The following is a 14,039-nucleotide window of genomic DNA, read 5'->3' as shown; positions in this document are numbered from 1 at the left end:
CTCACGGCAGGATGGCGAAGACGCGCGCGGGGAAGCCCAGGCCGTTCTCCACCTTGGGCCAGGACGCCACGATGAGCGCGCCCGTGGCGGGCACCTGGTCCAGGTGGGCCATGACCTCGATCTGGTAGCGGCCCTTGCCCAGCAGGTACTTCTCCGCCTCCAGGGTGGGGGTGCTGTCCGTGTCGAGGGACTCGTGGCCGATGGCGACCACGTCGCGCTTCTCCACGAGGAACTTCACGGCCTCCAGGGACCAGGCGGGGAAGGGGTGGCGCTTGAAGCGCTCGGGGTTCTTCCAGTCCTTGGACAGGTCCGTGCGCAGCGCGGCGAAGGCGCCCGCGGGCACCCGGCCGTGCTTCTTCTCCCACTCCTGGATGTCCTGCACGCTCAGCGCGTGGTTCGGCTCCTTGCCCAAAAGCGGCGTGAGGTCGAACACCACCAGCGGGAGGATCATCTCCTTGAGCGGGATGCGGTCCTGGGTGACGGCGTTGGCGTGGAAGTGCGCGGGCGGGTCCACGTGGGTGCCGTACTGCCCCACCATGGAGTAGTAGGTCGTGCGAAAGCCGTCCTGCTCAAGGGTGTAGGGCCGGTAGCTCGCCGGGTCCGACGCGGCGGTGAAGCTGGCCTGGCCAAAGCCCTGCCACACCGGCGTGGTGGGGCTGAAGGACTGGGTGAGGTCCACCCAGGTGCGGCGGGTGAGGGCCTTGTAGGCCTGGGCCAGCGTCACGTCATCCGCGGCGAGGACAGGGGAGGACGACAGCAGGAGCAGCGCGAGCGGCGCCCGGCACGAGCGGGGGAACATGGGGGGGAAGGAGCCTCCTGGGAGTGTGGAGGCGCCACGTTACGTCAGGCGCTCGGCGGCGCGGGGACGGAGCGGCAGGGCAGCTCCAGCGTGAACGTGGCGCCGCGTCCCGGGCCCTCGCTGTGGGCCGTCAACGAGCCGCCCAGCTCCTGGGCCGCGAGGATGGCGGAGTGCAGCCCGAAGCCATGGCCCTTGGCGCGCGTGGTGAAGCCGTGCTGGAAGATGCGCGCGAGCAGCTCCGGCGCGATGCCGATGCCGTTGTCGCGGATCTCCACCCGGAAGCGCTCGGCGGAGGGCTGGTCCAGGCGGATGGTGATGAGCCGCTCGTCCGCGGGCATCGTGTCCAGGGCGTGCCGGGCGTTGCTGATGAGGTTGATGAGGATCATCAGCACCTTGTGCTTGTCGGTCAGCACGGGCGGCAGGGTGTCCATCCGCCGTTCCACCTTCACCTGGCGGTGGGCGAGCCGGGCCGCGTCCAGGCGCAGGGCGTCCTCCACGAGCTCCGCGAGGACGACGGGCTGGTGCGTGCGCGGCGTGCGGGCATGGTCCTGCTGCACGGTGATGATGTCGCCGATGTGCTCGGTGTAGCGGCCCACCTCGTCGAGCAGCGCGAGGATGCGCTGGCGCTCCTCGGCGAGGTGCTGGCCCAACTGGTCCATGAAGGGCAGGAGCACCCGGCCCCGCTCGTCCTGGCCGAGGAAGGCGGAGAGGTCCGCCTGGTGCTCGCGCAGGAGCGCCGCCATGCGGCCCACGGGCTCGATGCGCAACTGGTGCAGCCGCTCCCGGGCGAGCTGGGTGGAGGAGGTGACGCTGGAGAGCACGTTGCCCACGTTGTGCAGCACGTTGGTGGCGATCTCCGCCATGCCCTCGCGCCGCGCCGCCTCCACGAGCCGCCCGTGCAGGGCGGTGAGCTCCTGGGTGCGCTCGGCCACGCGCCGCTCCAGCCCGTCGTTGGCCAGGCGCAGCTCCTCCTCGCGCCGTCGCACCTGGTCCGCCATGCGCCGGAAGGCCCCGGCGAGCTGGCCGAGCTCGTCCTGGCGGGCGGTGTCCAGCGCGAGCTCGGTCTCCCCGCTGGCCACCCGGTCCGTGGCCTGGGTGAAGCGCGAGAGGGGCTCGGTGATCTGCCGCCGGAGCACCCAGGACATGATGCCGAGCTCCAGGAGCAGGGACGCCATGCCGAACACCAGCACGTAGCGCGCCGCCTGCACCGCGGGCTTGGACACCACGTGCGTGGGCAGCACCGTGACGAGGTTCCAGCCCGGGCCCTCCAGCCGCGCGTGGCCGAGGTAGGCGTCCTCCTCGGGCTCCTCCACCACCGTCTGGCCCGGGGCGGCCTGGAGGCGCGCGAACACGCCGCGCAGCCGCTCGCGCTGGCCCTCGGTGCCCAGGGGCGTGGGGCCGTGGGGGTGCTCGTCCAGCGCGGGCGCCAGCTCCGGGTGGACGATGGGCTGCCCCTCGTCCCCGAGGATCATGTTGTAGGCACCGGGCAGGTGATCCTGGCTGGCCCGCTCCATCAACTCCGCGAGCAGCACGTCGTTGCCGAGCGTGGCCACGTGCCGGCCCCCCACGTCCACGGGCGTGGCGACGGTCACCATCCAGGCATGGGTGTGCGGGTCCGCGTAGACGTCACACCAGACGGTGTGCCGGGTGGGGTTGTTCTCGGGCACGGTCCGGGTGAGGAAGTCGAGCGACAGGATGGAGAAGTCCGACGCGGCGTCCTGGAAGTAGGTGGGGCGCTCGGGCCAGTAGAGCACCACCACGCCCTCGGGCAGCACGATGTAGGTGTTGGTGAAGCGCGGATGGAAGGCGGGCCCGTAGGAGGAGAGGACGTCGTAGGCGGCGAGCACGCGGTGGCGCAGGTCGGCGTCCGGGGTCAGCTCGCGGGGGATGAAGATGCCCGGCATCCGCCGGCCGTCGAAGGACTCGGGGGCGTTGCGCCAGGTGCCGTCGGGCAGCCGCCGCACCAGCCGCGCGAAGCGCGCGTCGTCGGCTCCCGCCTGCTGGAGCCGCTCGGTGAAGGCGTCGCGCAGGACGACGTGGTTGTCCTCCGCGAGCAGGAAGATGATCTCCTCGCGGTGCGCGCGCTCCGCGACGTAGCTCGCCAGGCGTTCGAGGTGCTCGGCGCGCACGGTGCCCAGCACGTGCAGATAGCTGAGCAGCGTGGTCATCGCGATGACCGCCGCGATGCGCACGCCCATCTTCACCAACGTCGAGCGGGACAGCGAGGCCTGCGGGCGGGAGGTATGCGGCATGTCGGGAGGCGCCAGGCCAAGGGGCCCGGGGCCGCGGCAGTGTACTACCAGCCTTCCGTCCGACGCAGGATGTGGCCGCCGCTCAGGAACTACACGAGAGCGCCGAGCAGCCGGGCTTGGAGCGGGCCCAGTCGGGCCGCCGGGCCGCGTAGGCCTCCCGGCCGGGCTGCTCGTCGAAGGGCCGCCGCATCACCTCCTGCAAGGCGTGCACCTTCGAGTCGTCTCCCGCGTGCGCGGCGTCGATGGCCTCCTGGGCGAGCCAGTTGCGCAGCACGTACTTGGGATTGACCGCGTCCATGCGCCGGGCGCGCTCCTCGGGCGTGCCGGGCTCCTGCCGCGTGCGCCGCCACCAGGATTGGAGCCACGCGACGCCCCGCGCCACGTGCGCCGCCGGGGGCTGGCCGTAGAAGGCCTCGCGCAGGGCCTCGGGCCAGGCCTCGGGGGCGCTGGGGGCCGCCGCCACCCGCGACAGGCCCCGGAAGAAGAGCGTCATGTCCGTCTCCCATTCGGCCAGCCAGGCGAAGACGTCCCGCACGAGCGCGTCGTCCCCCTCCTGGTCCAGGGCGGACAGGCCGAGCTTCTCCGCATAGCGGCGCGCGGACTCGGCCTCGTAGGTGCGCTGGTACTCGTGCAGCCCCTCCACCACCGGCGCCTCGTCGTTGTCGAGCAGGGGCAGGAGCGCCACCCCCAGCCGCTCCACGTTCCACATGCCGATGCCGGGCTGGTTGCCGAAGCGGTAGCGGCGCCGCTCGGCGTCGGTGGTGTTGGGCGTCCAGCCGGGGTTGAAGTCGTCCACCCAGCCATAGGGGCCGTAGTCGATGGTGAGCCCGAGGATGGACATGTTGTCGGTGTTCATCACCCCGTGCACGAAGCCCACCGCCTGCCAGTGGGCGATGAGCCGCGCGGTGCGGCGCGCCACCTCCCGGTAGAAGGCCGCGTAGGCGTCCCGGGACGGCGCGCCGAGCTCCGGGAAGAAGTGCGTGAGCGTGTAGTCCGCCAGCTGCCGCAGCAGCGGCACGTCCTCGCGGCTCGTGCACAGCTCGAAGTTGCCGAAGCGCAGGAAGCTCGGCGCCACGCGGCAGACGATGGCGCCCGGCTCGGCCTCGGGGTTGCCGTCGTAGAACATGTCCCGGATGACCTGGTCCCCCGTGGCCACCAGCGACAGCGCCCGGGTGGTGGGCACCCCCAGGTGGTGCATGGCCTCGCTGCACAGGAACTCGCGGATGGACGAGCGCAGCACCGCGCGCCCGTCCGCGCGGCGCGAGTAGGGCGTGGGGCCCGCGCCCTTGAGCTGCACCTCCTGGGTCTGGCCGTCCGGCGCCACCAGCTCCCCGAGCACGATGGCGCGCCCGTCTCCGAGCTGGCCCGCCCAGTTGCCGAACTGGTGGCCGCCATAGTTGGCCGCGTACGGCACCATGCCCGGCCAGAGCCCGTTGCCCGAGAGCACCCGCAGAGCCTCGGCGGACTGGAGCGTCGCCGCGTCCAGCCCCAGCCCGGCCGCGACCTCGGGCGACCAGGCCACGAGCCGGGGCGCCGGCACGGGCGTGGGCTGGACCTTGGACCAGAGCGCACCCTGGACCTGACGCGGACGCCGGTCGGTGAGCGGGTCACCCGGCATGGAATCAATGAAGCGGGAGGTGAAACGAATCATGCGGTAGGGATGTCGGGCAGGCGTCCGGGTTGCAAGCGTGTCGTGGCGGAACCGTGCGTGGGCCCGCCTCCTCGCCTGCCTTCAGCGCGCGGCGAGCACGAGCGCCAGGGCGATGGCCGCCGGCACCGACTGCACATAGAGGATGCGCTTGCTCACCGTGGCCGCGCCCACGAGGCCCGCCACGATGACGCACCCGAGGAAGAAGAGCTTGAAGTGCAGCCCGATGGGATCCGCCGCCACCAGGCCATAGATGAGCCCCGCGGCGAGAAAGCCGTTGTAGAGGCCCTGGTTGGCCGCCAGCGTCGCCGAGGCCGCCGCGAACGCCGGCTCCGTCTTGAAAATCTTCATGCCCAGCGGCTTGGTCCACAGGAAGGCCTCCAGCACCACGATGTAGAGGTGGATGGCGGCCACCAGGGCCACGAACAGCAGTGCGAGCGCGTTCATCTCGGTCTCCTCAGGACGGGGGGACCCGGGGCCTCCCTCTCGGGGGCCGGGTCGGTTGGAAAATCAAACTGAACGCACCCTAGCACATGGGTTTGAAATTCCAACTGAGTTGTTAGGATGAGGGCATGGCGAAGCAGGTGGGAGGCCCGCGCGAGTGCTCGCTGGCCAGCGCATTGGAGGCGGTGGGGGAGAAGTGGTCGCTGCTCGTGCTGCGCGAGGTCTTCTATGGGGTGCGGCGCTTCGAGGGCATCGCGCACCACACGGGGGCGCCCCGGGACGTGCTCACCGCGCGCCTGCGCAAGCTGGTGGAGGCCGGGGTGCTGCGCCGGGTGCCCTATTCGGAGCGCCCAGTGCGCCAGGAGTACCACCTCACCGAGGCCGGAGCGGAACTGGCGCCCGTGCTGCTTGGGCTCCTGGAGTGGGGGCGCAAGTGGACGCCGGCGGGCCCGGCGCTCGCGGCGCCCTTCGTCCATGCCTGCGGCGCGCCGCTCCAGGCGGCCCTGACGTGTGGGGCGTGTGGGGGGCGCGTCACGGGCGCGACGGTGTCGCTCGACCCGGCCCGCGTGCCTCGGACGTAGCCCTGCCCGGGGGCGCGCCGCCGGGGTTCACTCCTGGATGGCCCGGCCCGCGCCCCGAGCCGGTGCTTTTGTTTGGGGTGGGCGCTCGGCATAGTGGTGGGCCGGGAGGGGGCTTTTGCCCGACCCGCCGCGATCATGAGCGCCGAGACCCTTTCCGCCCCCGCCGTCGACGAGCCCCTCCTGCCTTCCCAGGCCAGCGTGCTGGTGGTGGATGACGACGAGGTGGGCCGCTACATGGTCGAGCGGGCCCTCATGTCGCTCGGCCAGCGGATCGTCCTGGTGGAGACGGGCGAGGAGGCCCTGGCGCGCGCGGCCGAGGAGGACTTCGCCGCCATCGTGCTGGACGTCGGGCTGCCGGGGCTCAACGGCTTCGACGTGGCGCGCGCGCTCAAGCGCCAGGCCCGCGGCGCCCACATCCCCCTCCTCTTCGTCACCGGCCAGCCGTACACGGACGCGCTCGTCACCGAGGCCTATGCCACGGGCGCCTCGGACCTGCTCATCAAGCCGTTCAACCCCGCGGTGCTCACCACCAAGCTGCGGGTGTTCGTGGACCTGTACCTGCAGCGCCAGCACCTGGAGGTCCAGCGCAAGGCGCTGCTCGAGCGCACGCGGGCCCTGGAGGAGAGCCGCACGAGCCTGGGCCGCACGAGCGCCGAGCGCGCCCGGCTGCACGCCCTCTTCGCCCAGGCCCCCCTGGCCATCACCATCCTCCGGGGGCCGGGCTTCGTGCTCGACCTGGTCAACCCCCTGGCGTGCCGGCTCTGGGGCCAGCCCGCGGAGGCGCTGCTCGGTCGGCCCTTCGCGGACTGCTTCCCCACGCCCGAGTGCGAGCTCACGCTCGAGCGGATGCGGCGCGTGCTCGAGACGGGCGAGGGCTCCCTGGCCCGGGAGCAGCGCCTGGGGGAGGTGTTCCTCGACGTCTTCTACACGCCCCTGCGCGACGAGGCGGGCCTCGTGGAGGGGGTCATCGCCGTGGCCCTGGACGTGACCGAGGGCGTGCAGGCGCGCCGGCGCGTCGAGTCGGTCCAGGCCGAGCTGGAGGCCGTCTTCGAGAGCATCCCGGACGCGCTCTACGTGGGCGATGCCACGGGCATCAAGCGCGCCAACCGCCAGGCCCTGGAGATGCTGGGGTGCGCGGACCTGGCGCAGCTCAACGGCTACGGGGAGGGCAACGTCTCCCGGCTGCGCGCGCGGTGGGCGGACTCGGGCGAGGCCATGTCCCTGGCCCAGACGGGCTTCGTCCGGGCGCTCGCGGGCCACGCCGAGGAGCGCGACTGCCTCATCCACCACCCCCTCCAGAACCGCGAGGTGCGCGTGCGCTCGGCGGCCAACCCCGTGTGGATCAACGGCCGGGTGGTCGCCGCCGTCGTCGTCAACACGGACATCACCGAGCGCCATGCCGTGGCCGAGTCCCTGCGCCGCAGCGAGGAGGAGCTGCGCACCCTGGCGGACTCCATTCCCCAGGCGGTGTGGACCACCTCCGCGGATGGCTCGCTCACCTACGCCAACAGCGCCATGGTGCACTACACCGGCCTGCGGCTCGAGGAGCTGCGGGGCGCGGGGTTCTCCCGGCTGCTCTGCCCGGAGACCCGCGAGGCCACGCTGGAGATGATGGCGCGGCGGCTCGGCGACGGCCTGCCCTACGAGTGCGAGATGTGCTGGCTGCGCCTGGATGGGACGTCGCGCTGGCACCTGGTGCGGGTGGTGCCGCTGCGCGCCTCCGAGGGCGGGGTGTTGCGCTGGCTGGGCACGGCCACGGACGTGCACGACCTGCGGCAGTCCCAGACCGAGGCCCAGCGCCGCGCGGACTTCGAGCAGCAGCTCATCGGCATCGTGAGCCACGACCTGCGCAACCCCCTGAGCGCCATCCTCCTGGGCGTCACCACCCTGGCGCGCCGCGAGGGCCTCGACGAGCGCTCGCTCAAGTCCATCCTGCGCATCCAGTCCAGCGCCGAGCGCGCCGTGCGGATGATCCGCGACCTGCTCGACTTCACCCAGGCGCGGCTCGGCGGGGGCATCCCCCTCAAGCGCCAGCGCACGGACCTGCACCTGGTCACCCGCGGCGTGCTGGAGGAGGTGGAGGCGACCACCCCCGGCCGCGAGGTCCTCTTGCGCCACCTCGGGGACGGGCAGGGGGAGTGGGACGCGGACCGCATCGCCCAGGTCATCCAGAACCTGGTCACCAACGCCCTCAAGTACAGCGCGCCCGAGTCCCCGGTGCGCGTGGAGGCCACGGGGGATGACGGCTGGGTGACGCTGCGCGTGCACAACCACGGGACGCCCATCCCCGCCGAGCGCCACGCGAGCCTCTTCGAGCCCCTGCAGCGCGCCACCGCGGAGGTGGACCGGGTGGGGCGCAGCGTGGGCCTGGGGCTGTACATCGTGGATCAGATCGTGCGCGCCCACGGCGGCGCGGTCTCCGTGCACTCCACCGCCGAGGACGGCACCACCTTCACCGTGAAGCTGCCGCGCCGCGCGGACGCCGCCCGCCCATGAGCCCGGACGCCCTCCAGGAGAACCCCGCGCCCAAGCCCTCGCTCGCGTCGCGGTTCATGCGCTTTTTGCGCTCGAGCCTCGTGGGCATCGTGGCCACCGCGGCGGACTTCACCGTGCTCGAGGTGTGCATGCGGCTGCTGCACCTCGAGGCGGGCACGTCGAAGATCCTCGCCTTCCTGGTGGGCCTGTCGGTCCAGTTCTTCGGCAACCGCTCGTTCGCGTTCCACGCCACCGGCGGCAGCATGCGCCGCCAGGTGCTGCTGTTCTGCTGCGTGGAGAGCGTCGCGCTCACCCTGAACTGGGCCCTCTTCCGCCTGCTCGTGAACCGGGCCGAGCTGCCCCTCGAGATCGCGAACTTCATCGTGACGTTCGTGGTCTACGTGGGCTTCAGCTATCCCGCCTGGCGCATCGTCTTCCGGGTGCGCGGTCAGCCGAAGTCCTGAGCCGTCGCCGGGTGGGGGGCCCAGGGCCCCGTCTCCTGGCCCATCAGCCGCAGCAGGAAGCCGCCGAGGTGCCGGGCGCGCTCCACGTTCTCCTCGCGCAGCGCGCGCATGCGCTCGGCGCACACGCCCTGGAGCGGCGCCACGCGGGGCCCCGGGGGGAGGAGCCCCGTGGCCTGCGCCACCAGGTCCAGCATGGCGTCCGGGTGGGGCTCGAACAGGCCGAGCTCCTGCTCGACGATGTACTCCGGGTGGGAGTCCTCGCTGCCCGGGATGACGTGGAAGAGCAGGAGCGGGCCGCAGCGCGTCTCCATCAGCTCGTGCAGGGTCGCGGGCGCGAGGCTGCCCAGCACCGGCACGTCCGCCACCGCCATCAGCCGGGCGAGCAGGTGGGCGTCCACGAAGCCAAAGGGCACCACGTGCGGCAGCGCCGCCACCCGGGCCGTGAGCGTCTCGTGGAAGCGCGCGTTGCCGCCGCACACCACCACCACGTTGAGCCGCTCGTGCAGCGACGGGGTGCGCAAGAGCCGCTCGAGCACGGGCCCCGTCTTCTCCGTCCACGCCGAGCCGCCGAGGAACACCACCGTGGGCCGCGTGGCGTCCAGCCCGCGCGCCTCCGGGTACTCCTGGCGCACGGACTCGAGCAGCGCGGCTCTCCGCTCCCGGCTCAGCCGCGGCGCGGCGCCGATCTCCCGGCCCACCCGCTGGAAGGGCTCGCGGGGCAGGAAGCCCGAGAGGTGCACGCGCGAGGCGGGGTAGGTGCCCCGCTCCAGCAGCCGCTCGCGGACATGGGGCGCCATCACGATGATGCCCTCCAGGCGGTGGGCGCCCCGGGGCGCGAACACCTCCACGGGCTCGCCGTAGTCCGGGATCGCGTTGACCACCGGCACGTCCAGCCCCAGCCGCTTGCGCGCGCGCACGAACAGGGCCGAGAGCAGGAAGTGCGTGGCGACGACCGCGTCGGGCCGCACGCGCGCCAGCTCCGCCTGGACTTCCGCCTGCAGCACGGGGGTGGTCGAGGCGAGCAGGGGCAGGGTGGCGCGCAGGTCGGTCACGCTGTACTGCAACCGCTGCAACCACGGCGCCCGGTGGACGCAGAACTCGTAGATGCCGCGCAGCCGCGTGTCCTGGCTGTCGAAGGTGTGCGGCTCGAAGGGCTCGGTCCCGGGCGCGCCGAGCGCGAGCGCCGTGCGCAGCGAGTCCCGGAGCGCGAGGTGCCCGCCCCCCACGGGAAGGCTGGCGAAGAGGATGCGTTTCATGTGGCTCCCAGGATGGGCATGTCCCGGGGACCTATGTAGCCGCTCGCTCTCCAGGGTGGCCGGGCGGACAGGCCCGCTGTCGGATGCAGCACCCACCCTTGTCGGATGATAGACAGGTGCCTGTGCGAGCCGTCTTCACTCCCGTCGTCTGCCTCGTCCTCGCGGGCGCGTGTTCCCCGTCTTCCGGCCTCACGGATGCCGCCGCGCCCCCCGCCGTGGTGATGCGCGGCGTGCGGCTGCGCTCGTTCGAGGGCGAGACGCCCGCGCTGTCGGGCCAGGCCGAGCGCGCCACCTACGAGCGCAACGGGGAGCTCACCGCCACCCGCGCCACGCTCCGGGTGCCGGGCCGCACGCCCGCGGACGTGACGGTGGTGAGCGCCGCCCTGATGGAGGGCCACCTGGGCACGCGTGACCTGGTGGCCTCGGGCGACGTGGAGGTCCGCACCGGCGCGGGCATGGTGGCGCGCACCCCCCGGGCCACCTACTCCGGCGCCGAGCAGCGCATCTCCGGCCAGGAGGGCGTCCAGGTCCAGGCGCCCGACTACCGCCTGCGCGCCGACACCTTCGTGCTGTCCGTGCCGGACGCGCGCTTCACCTTCGAGGGCTCGGTCCACACCGTGCTGGAGTCCGCGCATGATTGAGTACCTGTTGACGGCCTTCTTCGTCGCCCAGCCCGTGGCCCCCGCCGCCGCGTCCGCCGTGTCTGGCAATGCCGCCCAGGCCCCGGTGCCCCGCCTGCGCGACCCGGTGGCCATCTCCTCCAAGCGCCTGTCGGGCTCGCGCGAGCGCGCCGTCTTCTCCGGCGACGTGGTGGTGACGCAGAAGGCGCTGGAGCTGCGCTGTGACGAGATGGCGGCGAGCTACACCGGCCCCCGCGAGGTGACGCGCGTGGAGTGCACGGGCCAGGTGCGCATGGTGGAGGGCCCGCGCACCGCCCAGGGCGAGCGCGCCGTGTTCGACGTGCCCGCCGGCGTGCTCTCGCTCTCGGGCAGCCCCGAGGCGAGCGATCCCACCACCCGGCTGCGCGGCGCGGAGATGCGCCTCAAGACGGGGGTGCCCGGCTTCGAGTACGAGGTGGACGAGGCCGTCGTCACGCTCGAGGCGGCGCCCCTGTCCCTGCCGCGCAAGTCCTCGGGCAAGGACGCCCCCGCGGCCCGCCTCCCCGCCGAGGTGAGCGCGCGCAAGGTGGTCGGCTCCCGCTCCCAGTCCGTCTTCACCGGCGACGTGGTGGTCAAACACCGCACCCTGGAGCTGCGCTGCGACAAGATGGTGGCCTATTACACGGCGTCCCAGCAGGTGACGCGCGCGGAGTGCGTGGGCCATGTGCGTGCCACGGACGCGGACCGCTCGGTGAAGGGCGAGCGGGCGGAATTCCGGGTGCCCACGGGCGTCCTGGTGGTGACGGGCAACCCCGAGGCGCGCGACGCGACGACCCGCCTGCGGGGCTCGGAAGTGCGAATGACGGTGGGCAACGCGAATTTCGAGGTGAAGGACGCCGTTGTGACGGTCGAGTCGGCGACGCCTCTTCCGGGCAGGGAGGCGGGCAAGGGCCCCCCGGCCTCCACGCCCAGCAACCCCCCTTCAGGAGGGACGAGGTCACCATGAGCGGTCGTCTGTTCGCCGAGGGTCTGCGCAAGACGTTCCACAAGCGCCAGGTGGTCCGGGACGTGTCGTTCCAGGTCGCCCAGGGCGAGGTGGTGGGCCTCCTGGGCCCCAACGGCGCGGGCAAGACGACGAGCTTCAACATTGTGGTGGGGCTGGTGCGGCCCGACGCCGGCCGGGTGCACATGGACGGGCAGGACCTGACGGCGCTGCCCATGCACCGGCGCACCCAGCACGGCCTGGGCTATCTGCCCCAGGAGTCCTCCATCTTCCGCAAGCTCACCGTGCGCGAGAACTTCCTGTCCGTGCTGGAGCTGCAGAAGGGCCTCACCCGCGCCGAGCGCGAGAAGCGCGCCCAGCAGCTCCTGGAGGAGTTCGCCCTGTCGCACGTGGCCGAGTCCCCCGGCGAGCCCCTGTCCGGCGGCGAGCGCCGACGCACGGAGATCGCCCGCTCCCTCATCCCCAACCCCCGCTTCATCCTCTTCGACGAGCCCTTCGCCGGCGTGGACCCCATCAACGTGGGCGACATCCAGCAGCAGATTTCCCAGCTCAAGGCCCGCGGCCTCGGCGTGCTCATCACGGATCACAACGTCCAGGAAACCCTGCGCATCTGCGACCGGGCCTACATCATCGCCCAGGGGCAGATCCTGGAAGAGGGCTCGCCCGAGCAACTCGCCGCGTCCACGCGGGCGCGCGAGGTGTACCTGGGCGACCGATTCCGCTTGCACTCCGTGTGAGCCCCGAGGAATCGGCATCCCCGGACGCCCGTCCCGTCCAGCGGTCGCATGCATCCCCGTGCCAACACGTCGACTCCTGAACGTCTCGGGGAGCTCATGGGCTCTCCAAGTTCCCGGAATAAATAGGGAATTTCACTTTGTGCAAGTCCCAGGCCGGACCCTGGGGGACTGGACGAAGTCGGGGGGCCTTGTTAGGTTGGCACGGTCCTTGATGGCGGTTCGCCATCGAGTCGAGTGTTGAAACGGGCGGGAGACCCCAGAAATGGCGATGGAACTCAAGCAGAGCCTGAAGCTTTCGCAGCAGCTGGTGATGACGCCCCAGCTGCAGCAGGCCATCAAGCTCCTGCAACTCTCGCGAATGGAATTGCTCGAGCAGGTGCGGGAGGAGATGGATCAAAACCCCCTGCTGGAGCAGCCGGACGAGACCCCCTTCGGCGACGTGGCGGACAAGGAGCCGGGCGAGGCCTCGCACGAGGCGGCGAACACCGAGATTCCGCGGGACATGGAGGCGCGCACGCCGGACACGGCCCAGGAGTTCAAGGCCGACAAGGACGGGCCGCCGGAGATCGACTGGGAGGCGTACCTCAACAGCTACCAGTTCAACGAGCCGACCACGGCGTCCAACAAGGGCAACGTGGCCACGGACGACATGCCCTCCTTCGAAGCCAACATGGTGGAGAAGGAAGACCTGGTGGACCACCTCCAGGAGCAGTTGGGCACGCTCCGGCTCAACGACGCCGAGCGCCGCATCGCCATGCTCATCCTCGGCAACCTGGACGATGACGGCTACCTCAAGCTGGAGGACGTGGAGGGCGACCCCCTCATCCGCCTGGCCAACGAGGGGGACGTGTCCATCAGCGTGGCCGAGCGCACCCTGCGCCGCATCCAGAACCTGGATCCCAAGGGCTGCGCCGCGCGCGACCTGCACGAGTGCCTGCTCATCCAGGTGGCCGCGCTCAAGGACAAGCACGCGCCGCTCCTGGGCCTCGTCATCAAGCGGCACATGAAGTACCTGGAGAGCAAGAACCTGCCGGCGATCGCCAAGGACCTCAAGGTGACGCTCGAGGAGGTGGTGGAGGCCTCCAAGCTCCTGCCCAAGCTGGACCCCAAGCCGGGCCGCAACTTCAGCGGCGACGACGCGCAGTTCATCACCCCGGACGTCTTCATCTACAAGATGGAGGACGACTACGCGGTGGTGCTCAACGACGACGGCCTCTCCAAGCTGCGCATTTCCGGCATGTACCGCAATGCCTTGAAGAGCGGCGGCGTGGGGCCCGGGCAGACCAAGGAGTTCATCCAGGAGAAGCTGAGGAGCGCCCAATGGCTCATCCGCTCCATCCACCAGCGCCAGCGCACCATCTTCAAGGTCACCGAGAGCATCGTGAAGTTCCAGCGCGAGTTCCTCGACCAGGGCATCGCGCACCTCAAGCCGCTCATCCTCCGGGACGTGGCCGAGGACATCGGGATGCACGAGTCCACGGTGTCGCGCGTGACGACGAACAAGTACGTGCACACGCCCCAGGGCATCTTCGAGCTCAAGTACTTCTTCAACTCGTCCATCGCGCGCGTGTCCGGTGAGGACACGGCGAGCGAGGCGGTCAAGCACCACATCAAGCAGCTCGTGGCGCAGGAAGACTCGCGCAACCCCTACTCGGACCAGAAGCTCGTGGAGCTGCTCAAGGCCCAGGGCACGGAGATCGCCCGGCGCACGGTGGCCAAGTACCGCGAGGTGCTCAACATCCTGCCGAGCAGCAAGCGCAAGAAGTACTTCTAGGCCGCCC

At 71.5% G+C, this 14,039-nt stretch carries 12 protein-coding genes; 7 read left to right on the top strand and 5 right to left on the bottom strand.

Annotation, left to right across the window (positions count from 1 at the left end):
* Position 1: 1 nt before the first annotated feature.
* From I3V78_RS36390 to I3V78_RS36375, 4 genes are all read right to left on the bottom strand, one after another.
* The gene (locus I3V78_RS36390; protein WP_204495242.1) at positions 2-799 is read right to left on the bottom strand and encodes a cyclase family protein; all 798 of its coding nucleotides are present in this window, start codon (positions 797-799) and stop codon (positions 2-4) included.
* Positions 800-843: 44 nt separating this feature from the next.
* Complete coding sequence (locus I3V78_RS36385) at positions 844-3,051, bottom strand: ATP-binding protein (protein ID WP_239576919.1); 2,208 nt, start codon at positions 3,049-3,051, stop codon at positions 844-846.
* 82 nt (positions 3,052-3,133) lie between these two features.
* A complete protein-coding gene (locus I3V78_RS36380) occupies positions 3,134-4,702 on the bottom strand; it encodes a protein adenylyltransferase SelO (protein ID WP_204495240.1) in 1,569 nt (522 codons plus the stop codon).
* A gap of 81 nt (positions 4,703-4,783) precedes the next feature.
* Entirely contained in the window at positions 4,784-5,146 is a 363-nt protein-coding gene (locus I3V78_RS36375) for a DUF1304 domain-containing protein (RefSeq protein WP_204495238.1), read from the bottom strand.
* A gap of 125 nt (positions 5,147-5,271) precedes the next feature.
* Here I3V78_RS36375 and I3V78_RS36370 point away from each other — a divergent pair, with 125 nt between their 5' ends.
* From I3V78_RS36370 to I3V78_RS36360, 3 genes are all read left to right on the top strand, one after another.
* A complete protein-coding gene (locus I3V78_RS36370) occupies positions 5,272-5,724 on the top strand; it encodes a winged helix-turn-helix transcriptional regulator (protein WP_204495236.1) in 453 nt (150 codons plus the stop codon).
* A gap of 135 nt (positions 5,725-5,859) precedes the next feature.
* A complete protein-coding gene (locus I3V78_RS36365; protein WP_204495234.1) occupies positions 5,860-8,220 on the top strand; it encodes a PAS domain S-box protein in 2,361 nt (786 codons plus the stop codon).
* Complete coding sequence (locus I3V78_RS36360) at positions 8,217-8,663, top strand: GtrA family protein (RefSeq protein WP_204495232.1); 447 nt, start codon at positions 8,217-8,219, stop codon at positions 8,661-8,663. The genes I3V78_RS36365 and I3V78_RS36360 overlap by 4 nt, the downstream gene beginning before the upstream one ends.
* Here I3V78_RS36360 and I3V78_RS36355 read toward each other — a convergent pair.
* Complete coding sequence (locus tag I3V78_RS36355; protein ID WP_204495230.1) at positions 8,648-9,919, bottom strand: glycosyltransferase family protein; 1,272 nt, start codon at positions 9,917-9,919, stop codon at positions 8,648-8,650. The two genes, I3V78_RS36360 and I3V78_RS36355, sit on opposite strands and share 16 nt — an antisense overlap.
* A 116-nt stretch (positions 9,920-10,035) precedes the next feature.
* Here I3V78_RS36355 and I3V78_RS36350 point away from each other — a divergent pair, with 116 nt between their 5' ends.
* The 4 genes from I3V78_RS36350 (at position 10,036) to rpoN (ending at position 14,032) form a co-directional block, all read left to right on the top strand.
* Complete coding sequence (locus I3V78_RS36350; RefSeq protein ID WP_204495228.1) at positions 10,036-10,560, top strand: hypothetical protein; 525 nt, start codon at positions 10,036-10,038, stop codon at positions 10,558-10,560.
* Positions 10,553-11,524, top strand: coding sequence for an LptA/OstA family protein (locus I3V78_RS36345; RefSeq protein WP_204495226.1), 972 nt, complete (start codon positions 10,553-10,555; stop codon positions 11,522-11,524). The genes I3V78_RS36350 and I3V78_RS36345 overlap by 8 nt, the downstream gene beginning before the upstream one ends.
* The gene (gene lptB, locus I3V78_RS36340; RefSeq protein ID WP_204495224.1) at positions 11,521-12,258 is read left to right on the top strand and encodes an LPS export ABC transporter ATP-binding protein; all 738 of its coding nucleotides are present in this window, start codon (positions 11,521-11,523) and stop codon (positions 12,256-12,258) included. The genes I3V78_RS36345 and lptB overlap by 4 nt, the downstream gene beginning before the upstream one ends.
* A gap of 262 nt (positions 12,259-12,520) precedes the next feature.
* Positions 12,521-14,032, top strand: a complete 1,512-nt coding sequence (gene rpoN / locus I3V78_RS36335; protein ID WP_204495222.1) for an RNA polymerase factor sigma-54 — start codon at positions 12,521-12,523, stop codon at positions 14,030-14,032.
* Positions 14,033-14,039: the final 7 nt, after the last annotated feature.

Source organism: Archangium primigenium, assembly GCF_016904885.1.
In the GTDB taxonomy this organism is placed as follows: Bacteria; Myxococcota; Myxococcia; order Myxococcales; family Myxococcaceae; genus Cystobacter; species Cystobacter primigenius.
Note: the sequence above shows the minus strand (reverse complement) of the source record. Positions and strands in the feature narration are given on the sequence as shown.

Excerpts from the sequence above, each read along its gene's own strand:
- I3V78_RS36390 (WP_204495242.1), bottom strand. The coding sequence starts at position 799 with ATGTTCCCCCGCTCGTGCCGGGCGCCGCTCGCGCTGCTCCTGCTGTCG.
- I3V78_RS36385 (WP_239576919.1), bottom strand. The coding sequence starts at position 3,051 with ATGCCGCATACCTCCCGCCCGCAGGCCTCGCTGTCCCGCTCGACGTTG.
- I3V78_RS36380 (WP_204495240.1), bottom strand. The coding sequence starts at position 4,702 with ATGATTCGTTTCACCTCCCGCTTCATTGATTCCATGCCGGGTGACCCG.
- I3V78_RS36375 (WP_204495238.1), bottom strand. The coding sequence starts at position 5,146 with ATGAACGCGCTCGCACTGCTGTTCGTGGCCCTGGTGGCCGCCATCCAC.
- I3V78_RS36370 (WP_204495236.1), top strand. The coding sequence starts at position 5,272 with ATGGCGAAGCAGGTGGGAGGCCCGCGCGAGTGCTCGCTGGCCAGCGCA.
- I3V78_RS36365 (WP_204495234.1), top strand. The coding sequence starts at position 5,860 with ATGAGCGCCGAGACCCTTTCCGCCCCCGCCGTCGACGAGCCCCTCCTG.
- I3V78_RS36360 (WP_204495232.1), top strand. The coding sequence starts at position 8,217 with ATGAGCCCGGACGCCCTCCAGGAGAACCCCGCGCCCAAGCCCTCGCTC.
- I3V78_RS36355 (WP_204495230.1), bottom strand. The coding sequence starts at position 9,919 with ATGAAACGCATCCTCTTCGCCAGCCTTCCCGTGGGGGGCGGGCACCTC.
- I3V78_RS36345 (WP_204495226.1), top strand. The coding sequence starts at position 10,553 with ATGATTGAGTACCTGTTGACGGCCTTCTTCGTCGCCCAGCCCGTGGCC.
- lptB (WP_204495224.1), top strand. The coding sequence starts at position 11,521 with ATGAGCGGTCGTCTGTTCGCCGAGGGTCTGCGCAAGACGTTCCACAAG.
- rpoN (WP_204495222.1), top strand. The coding sequence starts at position 12,521 with ATGGCGATGGAACTCAAGCAGAGCCTGAAGCTTTCGCAGCAGCTGGTG.